Source organism: Xanthomonas sp. NCPPB 3583 (genome assembly GCF_041475715.2).
GTDB classification, from domain to species: Bacteria; Pseudomonadota; Gammaproteobacteria; order Xanthomonadales; family Xanthomonadaceae; genus Xanthomonas; species Xanthomonas euvesicatoria.
In genome coordinates this window covers 824,160-839,952 of record NZ_CM191263.1, presented here as the reverse complement: position 1 = coordinate 839,952, position 15,793 = coordinate 824,160, and the positions used below count along the sequence as shown (strand labels likewise).

Annotated in this window: 14 protein-coding genes; 1 reads left to right on the top strand and 13 read right to left on the bottom strand. The window is 65.9% G+C overall.

Annotated elements, in window-relative coordinates; genetic code table 11:
• Window positions 1-4: 4 nt before the first annotated feature.
• The 13 genes from ACCQ07_RS03660 to ACCQ07_RS03600 all read right to left on the bottom strand — a co-directional run bounded on the left by ACCQ07_RS03660 (window position 5) and on the right by ACCQ07_RS03600 (window position 14,471).
• The gene (locus tag ACCQ07_RS03660) at window positions 5-481 is read right to left on the bottom strand and encodes a type II secretion system protein M (protein WP_372363806.1); all 477 of its coding nucleotides are present in this window, start codon (window positions 479-481) and stop codon (window positions 5-7) included.
• Entirely contained in the window at window positions 478-1,566 is a 1,089-nt protein-coding gene (gspL, locus tag ACCQ07_RS03655; RefSeq protein WP_372363805.1) for a type II secretion system protein GspL, read from the bottom strand. Before gspL ends, ACCQ07_RS03660 begins: the two co-directional genes overlap by 4 nt.
• Window positions 1,563-2,552, bottom strand: coding sequence for a type II secretion system minor pseudopilin GspK (gspK, locus tag ACCQ07_RS03650; RefSeq protein ID WP_372363804.1), 990 nt, complete (start codon window positions 2,550-2,552; stop codon window positions 1,563-1,565). The genes gspL and gspK overlap by 4 nt, the downstream gene beginning before the upstream one ends.
• Window positions 2,552-3,154, bottom strand: a complete 603-nt coding sequence (gene gspJ, locus ACCQ07_RS03645; protein WP_372363803.1) for a type II secretion system minor pseudopilin GspJ — start codon at window positions 3,152-3,154, stop codon at window positions 2,552-2,554. The genes gspK and gspJ overlap by 1 nt, the downstream gene beginning before the upstream one ends.
• Window positions 3,151-3,531, bottom strand: a complete 381-nt coding sequence (gene gspI, locus ACCQ07_RS03640) for a type II secretion system minor pseudopilin GspI (RefSeq protein ID WP_014089354.1) — start codon at window positions 3,529-3,531, stop codon at window positions 3,151-3,153. Before gspI ends, gspJ begins: the two co-directional genes overlap by 4 nt.
• Complete coding sequence (locus ACCQ07_RS03635) at window positions 3,515-3,979, bottom strand: GspH/FimT family pseudopilin (RefSeq protein WP_029818641.1); 465 nt, start codon at window positions 3,977-3,979, stop codon at window positions 3,515-3,517. Before ACCQ07_RS03635 ends, gspI begins: the two co-directional genes overlap by 17 nt.
• A gap of 57 nt (window positions 3,980-4,036) precedes the next feature.
• Window positions 4,037-4,501 carry a type II secretion system major pseudopilin GspG gene (gene gspG, locus ACCQ07_RS03630; RefSeq protein ID WP_065628811.1) on the bottom strand — a complete coding sequence of 155 codons (465 nt, stop codon included), beginning with the start codon at window positions 4,499-4,501 and terminating at the stop codon, window positions 4,037-4,039.
• A 28-nt stretch (window positions 4,502-4,529) separates the two neighbouring features.
• Complete coding sequence (gene gspF / locus ACCQ07_RS03625) at window positions 4,530-5,732, bottom strand: type II secretion system inner membrane protein GspF (protein ID WP_218489916.1); 1,203 nt, start codon at window positions 5,730-5,732, stop codon at window positions 4,530-4,532.
• The gene (gene gspE, locus ACCQ07_RS03620; RefSeq protein WP_081711050.1) at window positions 5,719-7,206 is read right to left on the bottom strand and encodes a type II secretion system ATPase GspE; all 1,488 of its coding nucleotides are present in this window, start codon (window positions 7,204-7,206) and stop codon (window positions 5,719-5,721) included. The genes gspF and gspE overlap by 14 nt, the downstream gene beginning before the upstream one ends.
• Window positions 7,207-7,210: 4 nt before the next feature.
• Entirely contained in the window at window positions 7,211-9,289 is a 2,079-nt protein-coding gene (gspD, locus tag ACCQ07_RS03615) for a type II secretion system secretin GspD (protein WP_109291970.1), read from the bottom strand.
• Complete coding sequence (locus ACCQ07_RS03610; RefSeq protein WP_372363801.1) at window positions 9,286-10,104, bottom strand: type II secretion system protein N; 819 nt, start codon at window positions 10,102-10,104, stop codon at window positions 9,286-9,288. Before ACCQ07_RS03610 ends, gspD begins: the two co-directional genes overlap by 4 nt.
• Window positions 10,105-10,263: 159 nt before the next feature.
• Window positions 10,264-12,921, bottom strand: a complete 2,658-nt coding sequence (locus ACCQ07_RS03605; RefSeq protein ID WP_372363800.1) for a TonB-dependent receptor domain-containing protein — start codon at window positions 12,919-12,921, stop codon at window positions 10,264-10,266.
• A gap of 77 nt (window positions 12,922-12,998) precedes the next feature.
• Window positions 12,999-14,471 carry a beta-helix domain-containing protein gene (locus ACCQ07_RS03600; RefSeq protein ID WP_122273293.1) on the bottom strand — a complete coding sequence of 491 codons (1,473 nt, stop codon included), beginning with the start codon at window positions 14,469-14,471 and terminating at the stop codon, window positions 12,999-13,001.
• Window positions 14,472-14,656: 185 nt separating this feature from the next.
• On the opposite strand from ACCQ07_RS03600, the gene ACCQ07_RS03595 reads away from it, so the two are divergent.
• Entirely contained in the window at window positions 14,657-15,517 is an 861-nt protein-coding gene (locus ACCQ07_RS03595; protein WP_338334603.1) for a 2OG-Fe(II) oxygenase, read from the top strand.
• Window positions 15,518-15,793: the final 276 nt, after the last annotated feature.

Genomic DNA, 15,793 nt, shown 5'->3' with positions numbered 1-15,793 from the left:
CGTGTCACGGTTCCGATTCCGCAAACCCGCAGCGTACGCGGAGTTGGCCCTGCTCGCGTGCCACGTGCAGTTGGGTCGGCGCCAGGCCGTGCGCCTGTCGCAATCGCTCAAGCCAGCCGAACAGCGTGGCGGCACTGACGGCCTCGATCTGCACCTCCACCCCGCCCGCGGCGCTGCGCTGTTGCGAGGTGATGTTGACGCCGGCATCGCGTGCGCTGCTTGCGATGATCTCGGCCAAAGCCGCTGGTCCCGGTGCGGCGGTGCGTCTGGTCGATGCCGCCTGTGCAGATGCATCGAGCACCAGCTGCGCAGCGTGGGCGTAGCGCGCCCAAGCCCGGTCATGCCAGTGCCGCAATGGCATGTAAAGCGCATACCAGCCCACGGATGCCGCCAGTGCGGCGCACATCACACCCAGCATGCGCCGCTCACGCGGCGCCCGTGTCTGCCACCAGTACGTGCCGCGTTGCACAGATGTCTTCATCGCAATGGCTCCAGCGCCAACGGTGTCCGCATGCGACCGTCTTCGACCTGGCTGCTGCCCGGATCCACGTGCCAGCCGGCATCCGCAAGCCGCGCCGAGAGCTGCTGCAGGCTGGCGTCATCGGTGTGCAGCAAGGTCGCGCGCAACGGCTGTGCGGCGTTGTAGTCCAGCTGATCCAGTTCTGCCGCTGGAAGGGTATCGACTGCGCCGAACAAGGTGCTCAGTTGCATCGCCAGGCGATCGGCCGCCGTGCCGGCCTGCCAACGCGCCTGCAATGCGGCCGGTACCGCCGCTGCATCGCGCACACCCAACTGCGTGGCGGCGCGCGCCTGCAGTACACGCGCACCGATCTCGTAGCGCAAGGTCTGCGCCAGCAACAGCATCCCCGGCGATAGCAGCACCAATGCGGCCAACACCGCCAGACGGCGCGAAGCGCGCCGTTGCTCAGCAGCGGCCTTGTTCGCGAACGGGTGCTGCAGGAGATCGATCGGCACGTGGGCAGCATTGCGCGCAAAGCAGGCAATGGACTGCGTCGGGTCGGGCACCGGCGGCACGGCCGGCACACGATCGCCCAACAGCAGACGCGCCGCCTCTGGCTCCAGGCTGCAGGCCAGCTGTGCGCCGCGGATCAGCCATCGGCCGTCCCAGTGCATCACCGCGACCGTCGCATCGGCACCGGGCTCCAGCAGCAGGCAATCCGGCACCACCGCATCGGGAACGAAGCCCAGTTGCGTTGCGCGCGCCAGCCAGTGCTGCATCACCACGCTGTCCACTGCGGCGACCAGGCGCGTGCCATCGGCCTCAGCGCCAGCGGCGATCACCACATGCAAGGCCTGCGCGTCGACAGCCAGATGCTCGGCCAATTGCAGGCGCGCAGCGGCCCGCGATTGCGCAATGCTGCGGCCAGGCAAACTCAACCAGCGCAGATGGACATCCACACCCGGCACCACCAGGAGGTTGCGCGTGGATGGCCCAGGCGGCGTGGCGGCCTGACCCATCGATTGCACTTGCCCCTGCGCGTCCACACGCACTGCAGTGGCTTGGGCGGCTGCATCGGCTGGCAGCAACAACAACGTGGTGGTCATTGGTCAGAACTCCATTGGCGCGCGACCAGTCGGACCCGGCCGGCCGTTTCCTGTTGCAGCAACGCTTCCAGCATGACCTGCGCGCCGGCATGGTCGACCTGGCTGTAGAGAGAGAAGTAGCGGGTGCGTAGTTCGAGCTGTTCCAATACCGCATTGGACAGCTCGGCCTGCATCAGCGCCGGCTGGCTGAGAAACATCCTGACATCGCGCCATCCTCCAGCCGGCCGTGCAGCGATAACGCGTCGCGCGGCCGGCAGCTCCAGCGCTCCTCCGGTCAACGCCACCAGCACCGGTGCATCGTCCAGGCGCAGCGTGTTGATATTGATCGGCGACAAGCGCCCCTCCGGCAATGCGCAGAGATACGGCTGCAGTTGCGCGATCAATTGCGGCGTGTAACCGGCGATGGCGCGCAGTTCGCTGACGCCTGCCAGCAAGGTTGCACCGGTACGCCGCGGCGCGGCGACCTGCAGGTAGCGCTCGTCTTCGGCGCCGTGCACGCCCGGCTGTGTGTCGGAGTCGATCCAGTCCACCAATGCGTCGGTCAGCGCATGCGCCTGTTGCGGGGCGAGGCCCAACACCTGGAGCAATGCGCGATATTGGCGTGCTCCCTCATCGCTACGCTGCCATTGTTCGGGCGCACCAACGACCACGCTGTTGAGATTGAAGCAGCCGCCGCGATCGCGCAGGCGCACGCTCACCGCACCGTCGTCCAGCGGAAAGCGGACCGGCTGGTCGTTCCAGCCGCCGTCCAGCGTGGTGCGCAGCGGATCCCGCTGGGACAGCGCCTGCAAGCGCTGCCGCGCAACGGCCTCGCTGCCCAGGGCGTACCACTGCGCCTGCGTCATCGCCTGGCCATTGCCGCTGCGGCGCAGACCAAAGCGCAGGTCTTCCAGCACGGCCGCCATCAGCAAGGTCATCACGGCAACCAGCAGCAATACCGTGAGCAAGGCCACGCCGCGTTGCCTGGCAGGTACGTGCAGTGCCATCACGTGCGCCCTTCCGGCAACAGGAACAGTTGGCGCACGCGCCCCCAGTGCTCCAGGTCCAGCTCCAGTGCGACCGCGTCCGGCAATGCTTCAAGCCCGCCGCTCCAGCCATCGCTCCACTGCGCCCGGTAATGGAATGCCACCGCCGCCGAACGCACGCCGCGCAACAGTACCTGCGGCGTGCCAGCTGCCGCGCCGTCGAGCGCAGAGCGTGCGCTGCGCTCCAGCCGCCCATCCACGACGCGGTACTCCACGTATTGCAGCGACGCACGCGGTGCCTGGTCCGGATTGCTCCAGCCACGTCGCACAAACCCGAATAAGGGCCCGTACGTTCCGGGCGCACTGGCGACAAATGCACTGCGTGCGGCGCTGCCCTCGCTGTTGCGGGTGCGGCGCATGGCCGCCTGCTGCAGGTCGCTGCGCAGCAGGCCATGGGCCAGTTGAAAGTCGCGAATCTGTTGCAGCCGCGCGCGCACGGCATCGCGCTGGTCGATGCTCTGCCGCATCACCACCACCGCAGCTGCGGCCACCAACGCGAACACCGCCAGGGCCACCAGCAATTCGATCAAGGTGAAGCCGCGCGTGCGTTGCTTGCCGATCATTCGGCGCTCCGCAAGACATTCAGACCGGCAACTTCCTGCGCCTGGCCTGCAGGGCGCACGCGCACCTCGATTTGCACCAAACCTGCCGCGCCGGCCGGCCTCGACTGGCGCTGCCACTCCCAGCTGCGCCCGCCGATCACCACCTGCCCGTTCGCTGGTGCGCGGATCGCGGCAGCTGGCGCCAGCGTCGCCTCGATCGCCTGATTTTCCGCCACCACCGCGGCCAACGCGCGCTCCTCCAGCACCACGGCGGTGCGGGTACTCTCGCTGGAAAGGTTCAACAGGCCGACCACCGCCATGCCGAAGATCGCCAGCGCGACGATCAGTTCGAGCAGCGAAAATCCACTTGATGCGCGTGCATTAGCGAGATGGCGCATCGACCTGCACCACGCCTGCGGCATCTACCACGATCTGCATCTGTTGCCGGCCATCGCCCAACGCGATGCGCTGCGGTGTGGCCGCACCGGTGGGGTCGAAGCGCACACTTATGTGTCTGCTGTCGGCAGGCAGCTGCGCCTGGATGTCCTGCGGCCAGCGGACCGCGGCAAATGGCGATTGATCCAAGGCAACCCACTGCTGCTGGGCCTGACGACGGAAACCATAGCCGCCGGCATCGATGCTGACCTCCACCATGCGCAAACTCATGATCGCCTCGTCGCGTGCATGCATCAGCGCGCTGGCCAGGGTGTCGGTATGATCGTGCAGATCGCGCCGCGTATCCGGCAAGGTCATCACCGCCAACGTGCTGGCCAGCGCGGCAATGACCAACACGGCAAGCACCTCGAGCAAGGTGAAGCCACGCGCGCATCGGTTCGCCACGCGCATCGGCATGCGCGAGGAACACGGCCTTGGAGGGCCCAGCATTGCAGACACGGCCGTCACTCAGCGCCAGTTGCCGATATCGGCATTGTCGGCATCGCCACCTTCGGCACCGTCTGCGCCAAACGAGTACACGTCAAAGCCGCCATGGCGGCCGGGGCGCCGGTATTGGTATGCATGGCCCCATGGGTCTTCCGGCAACCGGCGGATGTAACCGCCCTGCCGATAGCGCTCCGGCCGCGTCAATCCGACCGGCGGGTTGAGCAAGGCTGGCAGCCCTTGTTCGGTGCTTGGGTAGCTGAGGTTGTCCAGGCGATAGGTTTCCAGCGCCTGCTCCAATACCGCCACGTCGGCGCGGGCTTTTTCCACCATCGCGCGATCTTGGCTGGGCATCACATTGATCATCACCACCGTGGCGAGCAGGCCGATGATGACGATGACCACCATCAGTTCGACCAGGGTGAAACCACGGCTGCGTCGATGTGCCGTCAGCGAGCCAAGGCGTGCACGAGGGTGGATGGACTGCATGACGATCTCCATGGATAAGCGGACGCGCTCAACCAAGCGCGAGGGTGTTGAATTGCAGGATGGGCAGCAGGATCGACAACACGATCACCGCCACCACGCCGCCGAGCAGCACGATGATGGCCGGCTCCAACAGGCTCATCGCGGCGGCGGTGAAGGTCTCGAATTCGCGCTCCAGGTAATCGGCGGCACGCTCCAGCATCGGCGCCAAGCGTCCGCTGTTTTCGCCGCTGGAGGCCATGTACAGCAGCGTTGGCGGAAACACCCCCGCGCGCTTCATGGCCGCGGCCAGGCTGCCGCCTTCGCGGATCGCGGTGACCATGCCGTCGGTGGCCAGGCGTAACGCGCGGTTGTCCACGGTGCGTGCGGCAATCATCAGCCCCTCCATCAACGGCAAGCCGCTGTTGACCATGATGGCCAGGGTGCGCGCCATGCGCGCGGCGTGCAGATCGCGGAGCAACCGGCCCAGCAGTGGCGCACGCAGTAACGCGCGGTCCGCCGTCAGGCGCAGTGCCGGGCGTTTGAGCAGCTGCAACGCCGCAACCACCGCAATCACCAGCGCGATCAGCAGCGGGATACCGGCATGCAGCAGAAAATGCGACACGCCGATCACCGCGCGCGTCAGCCACGGCAGGGCGCGGCCCATCGAATCGAACTGGTCCACCACCTTGGGCACCACGAAGGTCATCAGCACGATCACCACCGCACCGGCCGTCGCTGCCAGCGCCGCCGGATAGACCAATGCAGACTGCAACTTGCTGCGCACCTGTGCCTGGCGTTCGAGCAGATCGGCCAGTCGTTCCAGCACCTGCGGCAACGCACCCGCGCTTTCGCCGGCGGCCACCATCGCCCGATACAACGCAGGGAACGCCTTGCCCTGGCGTGCCATCGCATCGGACAGGCGGAATCCTTCGACCACCAATGCATGCGTCTGGCTGGTGACCCGACGCACGCCGCGGCGTTCGGACTGGGTGCCGATGGTGCGCAAGGCCTCTTCCAGCGGCGCGGTCTCCACCAGCGTGGCAAGCTGGCGGGTGAACAGCACCAGATCCTTGCCGCTGAAGCGCGCTGCGCGCCCGGCCGTGCTGCCGGCCGCGGCCGCAACTTCCACGCGCACCGGCACCCATTGCCGCTGTTCCAGCAGCGCACGTGCGCCGTGCACGCTGTCGGCACTGATGACGCCGTGCCGGTTGCGCCCATGCAGATCGAGCACGGTGTAATCAAACTGCGGCATGCGCGTCGTCCTGTTGGCGGGTCACACGCAGCGCTTCTTCCAGCGTAGTCAGGCCTTGCAGCACGGCAGCGCGTGCGGCATCGCCCAGCCGCGGCGCGCGTGCGAAGGCCACTGCAGCCAGCGCGTCTTCGTCGGCGTTGTCGCCGATCAAACGGCGCATCGCATCGTCTACCGCAATGGCCTCGTAGATGCCCACGCGGCCGGCGTAGCCGCTGTGGTGGCAGACGTTGCAGCCCACGGCGGTGTAGATCACTGCATCGGCCGGCGCATCCAGCAGTTGGGCCGTTGCGGCGTCCATCGGCCGTGCACTGCGGCATTGCGTGCACAAGCGCCGCACCAGCCGCTGCGCCAGGATCAGTCGCAGACTGGAAGCCAGCAAGAACGGCTCGATCCCCATGTCACGTAACCGCGTGACCGCGCCCACCGCATCGTTGGTGTGCACGGTGGAGAGCACCAGATGGCCGGTGAGGCTGGCCTGTACCGCAATCTGCGCGGTCTCGGTATCGCGGATCTCGCCGATCATCACCACGTCCGGGTCCTGGCGCAGGATCGCGCGCAGGCCGGCGGCGAAGGTCATGCCGACACGTGCGTTGACCTGGGTCTGGCCGACGCCATCGATGGCGTATTCCACCGGATCTTCCACGGTGAGGATATTGCGCGAGCCATCGTTGAGCAGGCGCAGCGCCGCGTACAAGGTCGTGGTCTTGCCCGAACCGGTGGGCCCGGTGACCAGCACGATGCCATTGGGCACCTGCAATGCGCGCTGCACGGTGTGCATCACCACAGGTGGCATGCCCAGCTGCGCCAGCGACAGCGTGCCCTGCTCCTTATCCAGGATACGCAACACCACCCGCTCGCTGCCGCGCGTGGGCAACGTGGACACACGCACGTCCAGTGCCTTGGCCCCCATCACCAGCGACACGCGTCCATCCTGTGGGATGCGTTTTTCGGCGATATCCAGCCGCGCCATCACCTTGACGCGCGACACCAGCAGCGGTGCGATGCGTCCGGGCAGCGTGGCTGCCTCGCGCATCACGCCATCCACGCGCAGGCGCACGCGCAGGCGCGACTCGTAGGATTCCAGATGCACGTCGGATGCACCCAGCCGCGCGGCCTCGGCGATGATGCCGTTGATCAAACGAATGATCGGCGCATCGTCCTGGCTGTCGAGCAGATCGGCGGTGGGGATGTCGTCGATCAACGAATCCAGGCTGCCATGCAGATCCAGCGCTTCCACCTGCACACCTTGCTCCAGCCCGGCATCGGCGTAGATCTCCGATACATGCCGGTCGAACACCGACGGCGCCAGCGTGCGCACCTGCAGTGGCATGCCCAACGCGCGGCGCAACTCGATCAGGGCCTGCACATCGCCACCTTCGCGCAAACCGATCTGCGCGGTGGTGTCGCTGCCAAGCAGCACTACGCCGTGACGCTTGGCGAATGCATAGGAAATGCTGGCGCGGGCGCTGCTCATGGCATCAACGCTGCACGGGACGTGCGCCGGGCGCAGGTATTGTTGCCGGTGCCGGCGCAACCGACGATGGACCGGCCGGCAGCTGCGGCGGCTGCGCACGCAAGTAGTCGCGCACCAGCGCATCCAGCGCCGCTTCCGGATCGCCATCGGCCAGCTGACGCTCGCGCAGGTAGTTGTAGCGTGGCGCGGTCATGCGCTGGGCATCGGCTGCATCGCGAATGATGGTAGGGCGAATGAACACCATCAGATTGGTCTTGTCGCGGTTGCGCGACTTGTGCCGGAACAACGCGCCCAGGCCGGGTACATCGCCAAGTAGCGGCACTTTCTCCACGGTCTGGCGGTCGTTCTGATCGAGCAGGCCGCCAAGCGCCACGATGGCACCGTTCTCCACCACCACGCGCGTTTCGATCTGGCGCTTGTTGAACACCAGCTCCGAGGATTGCGCGCTGACCGGCCCGGCAATGGCCGAGACTTCCTGCTTGATCGCCAGCGTGATGCCGCCGGCCGTGTTGATCTGCGGGCGCACTTCCAGCTCCACGCCCACGTCCTGGCGCTGGATGGTGCGGAATGGGTTGTCGTTGGCCGCACCGAGCACTTCGCCGGTGGTGATCGGCACTTCCTGGCCTACCAGGATGCGCGCCTGCTCGTTGTCCAGGGTCATGATCGACGGCGTGGACAACAGGTTGGAGCCGGTGTCGCTCTTGACTGCGTCGATGATCATGCCGAACACCGCGTCGTTGCTTTGCCCGGCCAGGCCGATCAGGCCACCGCTCAGGCCCAGCAGCGATTGCGCAGCCACGTTGCGTGCCTGTTCCAGCACCGAATCGTCGTCGGCATTGCCGCTGCGCGTGCCAGCCGCCGCCGCAGCCAGCGGCACGATGCCTGGCGAGGCGCCGCCGTATTGCGTGGCGATCAGCGGCACCGTGCCATTGCGGCCAGCCAGCAGCAGCTGCACGCCCAGGCGCTTGGCAGCGGTGTCTGAGATCTCCACCACGATCGCTTCGACCAATACCTGCTCGCGATGCACATCCAGCTGCCGGATCACATCCATCAAAGCGCGCTGGGTTTCCGGATCGGCATTGATGATCAATGCATTGGAGCCCGGGTAGCGCACGATCACCGGGCGCTTGCCTGCTGCCGGCGCGATCACCTGCGTCTGCGCCGCGCCGCTCGCCGCAGCCACGTCCAGCGCAGTGGAACGTGTGTCCTGCCCGGCCTGCGCCTCGTTGCCGGGCGTCTGCCCGACCAGCTGCTGCAGCACCGGCAGCAATTGCTCGGCACTGGCGTGCTGCAGGCGCACCACGCTGACGTCGCCGCGGCGCTCGGCGCGCCCGTCCAGATCGACTGCGGTGCGTACCACGCGCTGCACCAGTGCCGGGTCGCCACGCACGATCAAGGAATTGCTGCTTTCCACCGGTAACACCGACAACACATTGCTGCGCTCGCCGCCTTGCCCGAACAGCGAGGTCAGGGTGCGCGCCAGTTCCTGCGCCGAGCTGTTGCGCAGCGTCACCGTGTCGATGGCCGCACGGTCGGTGTCGATCTGCGCCACCAACGTGCGAATGCGTCGCAGGTTGTCGGCGTAGTCGGCAATCAACAGGCTGTTGCCTTGCGGCATCGCCATGATCACACCACCGCGCCCGATCAGCGGCTTGAGGATTTCTGCCGCGCTGCGTGCGTCCACGCGCTGCAGGGTGAAGACCTGCGTTGCAAATCCCAGGTTGCCGTTGGCGGCGCTACCCGGCTGCTGCGCGGCGGTGTCGTCGGGAATGATGCGATAGGTCGATGGCCCGCTGGACACCGCAATCAATCCATTGGCGCGCAACACGGCCAGCAGCATGCCCAGCAGATCGGCTTCGGACATCGCCTGCGCGCGCGCCACGTTGACCGAGCCCTGCACGCGCGTGTCCACGATGAAGGTAATGCCGGTGGCACGCGAGACGTCCTGGATGAAAGCGCGCAGGTCCACGTCCTGCAGGCGCACGGCCGGTGCATCGGCGGCATGCAACGCAGTCATCGGCACCGCGGGCAGCGCGAGCAACAACGTGGCCGAGAGCAGCCAGAGCGGGCGAACAGCAGTCATTGCGGGCGCTTCAAGGTCATGGTGTGGGTCTGGCCGTCGCGGCGGTAGGTCAGCGTGGCGCTCTGGCCATCGCGCAATTCGTCCTGCAGCTCGCGCAGATGTTCTGCATCGAGCGTGCGGCCGTTGATCTGGGTCAGCACATCGCCCGGCGCCAGACCGGCCTGACGCAGCAGTGCGCCATCGCCGCGCGGCATGATGGTGAAACCGCCACCATCGGCGCTGGCGCGCAAGCCGGCACTGGCGAGCAGCTGCTGCGCATCGACGGCGGTGGCTGCGCTCGCGCCTGCTGCCGTGGTGACATTCGATTGCACGGCTGCCGGAGCAACGGTCGGCGCGGTTGCGCTCGTTGCTGCAGGCCGGAGCGATGCACCCGCAGCAGATGCCTCGCCCAATGCAATGCGACGCACACTGCCGCCAGCGCGCAGCAGCGCATGATCGGCCGCGATCGCCTGCACCACCACGCCGGGCGCAACCGTGTCGCCGACGCGGTAGACGCCTTGCCGGCCATCGCTACCGCTGAGATAGGCGGCCGCCTGGGTGCCGCCAGCACGCACGCCATGCAGCACCATGCCATCGCGATTGGTGTCGGAGGCGCTGCGATGGAACACATCGCGACGCAATGCGGACACGTCGAGAGTAGTGACGCGACCGCGCTGCGCAGTGCCCAACGGCCCGATCGGCGTGAGCACCAGCCACAACAGGCGCACACCTTGCAGCACCAGCAACGCAACCACGCAACACGCCACCGCCGTGCGAACGCCTGGCGCCAGCAACAAGGAATTCAACGAGGGCCAGGCGCGCTGCAAAGCGGACATCCGTCTCAGGATTTCGATTGGATGACAGAATGCGGCTGCAATGTGTCAGTTCGAAGAAACCGATGACACAGACCGACACACGGCGCCATACGACTAAACGCAAACGCCCGCCATGCAACGCACAGCGGGCGCTTGCGACACTGGCAACTGCACCTCAGATCAGAAGCGCGCTGTCACACTGATGTCATAGCTGATGCCAGGCTGGTAGGTGTACAGGTCCACCCGGTTGCTCCCTACCTTCTGGTACTCCTGGTACTTGGTCTTGAGCAGGTTACGCGCGGCAAAATTCACCGACACCGTCTCGCCGGACCACGTCAGGCCCTGCTTGATCACCAGATCCAGCGAGGTGCCCGGCTTGTCGATGTAATCCGGCTGCCCGGGGCGACCACGCGCGGACACCCGCTTGCCCACGTAGTTGGCGATCAACGTCGCCTGGCTGAGCGTGCGCTCGCTTTCCACCCCGATCTGCAGGTTGGCGATGTCATCGGACTGGCCTTGCAATGCCGAACCATCGCGGATGAACAAGGTCGCCTGCACCGGTGCGCTGAAGCCGAACGGCTGCACCGTATCGCCATCGCTGGCACTAACCTCGGACGTGGTTCGGGTGTAATTGCCGGACACGAACATGCGTTTGTCGCCCCACCAGTCGGCAGCGATCGGCAACTCCAGATACTTCTTGGCCTCCAGCTCCACGCCGTACAGCGTCGCCTTGGGCGCATTGATGAAGCTCTGCACGATGCCGCCGCCGGGGGCGTCGTTGACGATGGCTTCGATCGGCTTGTCGATGTTCTTGTAGAACGCGCCGACGGTGACGTATTGGCCCGGTTCGAAGAACCATTCGTAGCGTGCGTCCAGATTGACCAGCTCGCTGTCGACCAAAAACGGGTTGCCGAAGAACTGGCGGTCGATGTCCGGGTCCAGATACTGCTGTGGCGCCATTTCGCGAAACTGCGGGCGTGCGATGGTCTTGGAAGCGCCAAAGCGCAGCTGCTGGTTCTCGGCAAAATTCCAGGTGACCGTGGCCGACGGCAGCGCATAGCTGTTGTGCAACGGTGCCACACCGTCCTGGCGCGTGCCGCTGAAGATGTCGTACGGATGCACCGCCTGGGTGGCGTCTTCGTAACGCACGCCCGCCGTGGCGCGCAGCGTCGGCATGATCTCGCCCTCTGCCTGCAGATACGCCGCCTTGACCTTCAAGTTCGCGTCGTAGGCAGCCGCACCGAAACTACCGGTGGTTTCGCGCAGACGCAGCAGATCGTTGCTGAGGTTGTAATCGGAGAACAGATAATCCACGCGCTGGTACTGGTTCAGGAACGGCAGCGGCCCGTCCAGCGCCAGGAAACGGAATTCGCGGCTCCACGCGCTGCGGTCGTTGTCCAGATAGGCCAGCCCGCCCTTGACGGTGAGGTCGTGCTCCATCGGCAAGCGCCAGGTGACATCCACGCCACCGCTGGCCACCTTGTCGTCGACCTTGCTGAAACGCGTGTAGTTCTGCACGCGTGAGGCATCGTGCGCCCAGTAGCCGTCCAGCCGCTCGTAACGAATCCCGGTTTCGTAAGGCACATCGCGGCTGGCGTTGGCCACTGCAGCGCGCCATTCGATCTTCAGGTCGTCGTATTCGCCGAAGGCGTGCGTGCCGCGTAGTTGGTTGTTGATCAACTGCCGCGCGTACCACTCGGTGTTGTCGTCGCGCACGTCGAAACCTGCCAGTTCGTCGCGACCGGCGCGGCTGCGCGCCACCTTCAAGGTGTCGTGCACGTAGAGCGTGGTCCAGCCGATGGTATGCCGGCCATATTCCCACCCTAGCCCCAGCATGCCGTTGCTGCGCACGTTGTTGCGGGTGGTGGCGAAGTCGTAGTTGGAATTGAACTCGACGCTGTCGCCGACAAAGATGCCGTCCTGCTGCTTGCCGGTGCGCGTGCGCCATTCGTTGTCGTAGCTGGCCACCGCGATGATGCCCAGCTTGGCCTCGCCCACATCCATGCTGTAGCCGGCGCTGCCGCCGACATTGACGTCCGGAGCGATGCTGTCCTTTTCCTGCAGCACATACAGGTCGGCATCGTTCAAGCTGCGCCCGATGCGACGGATGTCCTCGCGCGAAAAGCTGCCCAGATCGACTCGGCGGCCGGTCCTGATCGCATCGCGCAAGGCGGCAGGCTGCTTGCGGGTGCCATCATCAACGCCCCACTCGTCATCGTCTGAGCCGTAATAGGTCAGGCCTTTTTCGCCGGTGCTGACGCTGTTGGCCCCACCACCCACGGTCAACGACAGGAACGGCGTGTCGGGGATTTCCATCGATTGCAGATCGATCACGCCGCCGCCGAATTCGCCCGGATAATCGGCCGAATAGGTCTTTTGCACGGTCACGCTGGCCAGCACATCGCTGGGGAACAGGTCCAGCGGCACCACGCGCTGCATCGGCTCTGGGCTGGGCAGCGGCGAACCGTTTAACAACGCAGACGAATAGCGCTCGCCCAGACCGCGCACATACACATACTTGCCGCGCGACAGGCTCAGCCCGGTGACACGCGTCAGCGCCACCGCGGCGCTGCTGTCGCCGGTGCGCTCCATGTCTTCGCGCGTCACGAACGAGGCCACTTCGGAGGTTTGCAGCATCGGCTCGGGAATGTAGTCGCCACGCACCACGACCTGGTCGAGTTGCTTGGGCACACTGGTACTGGCCGCGCTGGACGTACTGCTGCCGGCGTCGGCGTCGCTGGTGGTCGACTGCGCCATGGCGGCGCCGGACATCAGCAAGGTGGAAATGGAAAGAGACAGGCCCGTCCGCGAGAGACGGGCAACAGCAGAGGTTCGCATCGTGGGAGCCCTGGCAACAGAAAGATGAAGCTGGACGCATCGCACGGCCACCGATGGCCGCCGTGCGATGCCATGCCTCAGCAGGGACGGTCGGCGGTCAGCCCGCAGGTCCAGCCCTGCCACCACGTATCGTTGGCATCGCGCACGCCACCGATGTAGTTCACCTGCTGGAAGAAGCTGCTCACCCCGTTCAGGCCCTGGAACGCCGGTACTGCCGATTCATTGGCGCCATTGACGAAGGTGTTCTGCAAGGTGGACACGCCGTTGGCGACATTGTTGGTGCCGGCTGCGAACTGGCTGGCCGCACGCGCGTCGCTGCCGAAGGCCGTCGGGCAGGCGAAGAACACCGAGTTGAAGGTGCCGAGCGTGTCGGTATCGGCCAGGTTGAAGCATACCAGGCCATCACCAGTGCCGCCGGCTGGGCGCGTGACCACCGAGTTGTAGAACGCGGCCTGGGTGCCCTGGTTGAGCATGATCGCCGCACCGGCGCGCGCGTTGCCCACGTAGGTGAAGTTGGCCACTTTCGGGCGCGAATACGGCTGGCGACGCAGGCTGCTCCACTCGTTCATGCGGTCGCCACCACCGGCGCGCTGCACCACGATGCCGAACTGCAGTGCACCGCTCCAGCCAGCATCGGTATCCAGCGAATCGTCGTCGGCACCGGTGATGACCAGGTGGCTGCCGTTGACCGTCCCGCCGAACCATTCGATGCCGTCGTCGGAGCTGTTGTGGATCTGCACATAATCCAGCTTGGTGCCGCTTCCCACGCCCGCCAGGGTGATGCCCTGCAATTCGTTGTTGGGCGAAATTTCAAAGCCCGAATACATCACGCGCAGGTAGCGCATCGACCCGCTGTTGTCGGTAGCGTTGTTGCCGCCATAGAACGCGTTGGTCCCCTCGACCTGCGCCTGACATTCCGGCGTCCCCGACACCGTGGTGCCCGGGCAGTTGTTGATCGCCGCGCGCCCCAGCACCACGATGCCGCCCCACAGGCCGATGGTATTGGCACTGACCGTGCTCTCCAGCGCCTGACGTGCGGTGAAGACGATCGGCGCAGTCGCACTGCCTTCGGCAAAGATCTGCGAACCGCGATTGACCACGATGTAGTCGCTACCGGCCGACCCGAACAGGGTTACGCCCGGCTCGATGGTCAAGACACTCTGCGTGCTGCCGGCGGCCGGTGCGGTGGCGTTGCCGCCGCGGTCGGTGCCGACATTGACGCGGCCGCTGATCGAGTAAACGGTGCCCGCGCGCGCCGGTACCACCAGGTTGCCGTTGATGGTTTCCGGCAACTGGCAGGCACGTAGCGTGTTGTTGGCGATGGTGCCGACGTTGGAAAAACCGCTCGGGCAATCGGCGGCCGGACCGCTCGGTGCGGGTGCCGGCGTTGGTGCAGGCGTGGGCGCCGGCGTCGGTGTGGGGGCCGGTGCCGGCGGGAATGCGCCTTCACCTGGCGAGGCGACACGGTCGGCTCCGCCACCACAGGCCGACAGCGCCAGTGCGGTACCAAAGGTCATGAGAAGTGTCTTGCTGCTGTTGCGAACGGCCATGCGGCTGATCTCCAGGTCAAAGGTCGGTATGAAGAGGAGTCGTCAAGAATTGGTGGCGTTCCGCGCACTGCAGTGGCGAGCACGTTCAAGATCCCCGTCACTTTTATAGAGGGCATCTGTTTCATTTGTCTTACCACGACACAATTGACATACGAATGCCACATGCCGACATGCACTGTAGAGCGATGACACACACCGATATCCCGACCCCGCTGGCCGACTGGATCGTGGCGCAAGCCGTGGCCGGCCATCCGCCCGAGCAAGCGCTACAGCCGCTACTGGATCAGGGCTGGAACGAACAGGACGCCATCGATGCGGTCGAGGCACTGGTCCGTGCGCACATCCAGCAACACGCGCAAGCGAACGACTTGCCGATGCCGGTGCGCGTGCCCGCGTTGCAACAAGACGCCGATGCCTCGCTGCTTGCGTTGGGCGACCGCGATGTGCGCGTGTTGGTCAGCCTGTTGCTGCCGCGCGTGGTGGTACTCGGCGGCTTTCTTTCCGACGAGGAATGCGATGCATTGATCGCCTTGGCCCAGCCGCATCTGGCGCGCTCGCGCACCGTGGACAATGCAAACGGAGAGCACGTGGTGCATGCCGCGCGCACCAGCGACAGCATGTGCCTGCGCCTTGGCCAGGATGCGCTGTGTCAACGTATCGAAGCGCGCATCGCGCGCCTGCTCGACTGGCCGGTCGATCACGGCGAAGGGTTGCAAGTGCTGCGCTACGCCACCGGTGCGGAATACCGGCCGCATTACGATTACTTCGATCCGGACGCAGCCGGCACCCCGGTGTTGGTGCAGGCCGGCGGGCAACGCGTCGCCTCGCTGGTGATGTACCTCAACACGCCAGAACGCGGCGGTGCGACGCGTTTTCCTGATGCGCATCTGGATGTCGCTGCGGTCAAGGGCAATGCAGTGTTTTTCAGCTACGACCGCCCGCACCCGATGACACGCAGCCTGCACGCCGGTGCGCCGGTATTGGCCGGCGACAAGTGGGTAGCCACCAAGTGGCTGCGCGAGCGCGCAGTGCGCATGCCCGGATAAGCACCGCAACACCGCGCCGGCGGGATCGACCCCGTCCGCCGCCAACGCGGAGCGACACGGCACCTGCATCGCCTGCGTGCTGCGGCTGTCGGATGCAGCGCCATTGGCTGTTGGCTGTTCCCCACGCCGCGAGCGGCACATCGCCAACACGCAGGCGGCCATCAGGCGTTGCAACACGATCACTTGCCGATCGTCCCCCAAGGCGGCAGCAGCGCGACGCGAATTGAATTTGTCAGAATATGTTATAACATGTCATTACTGACACGATTCCATTGG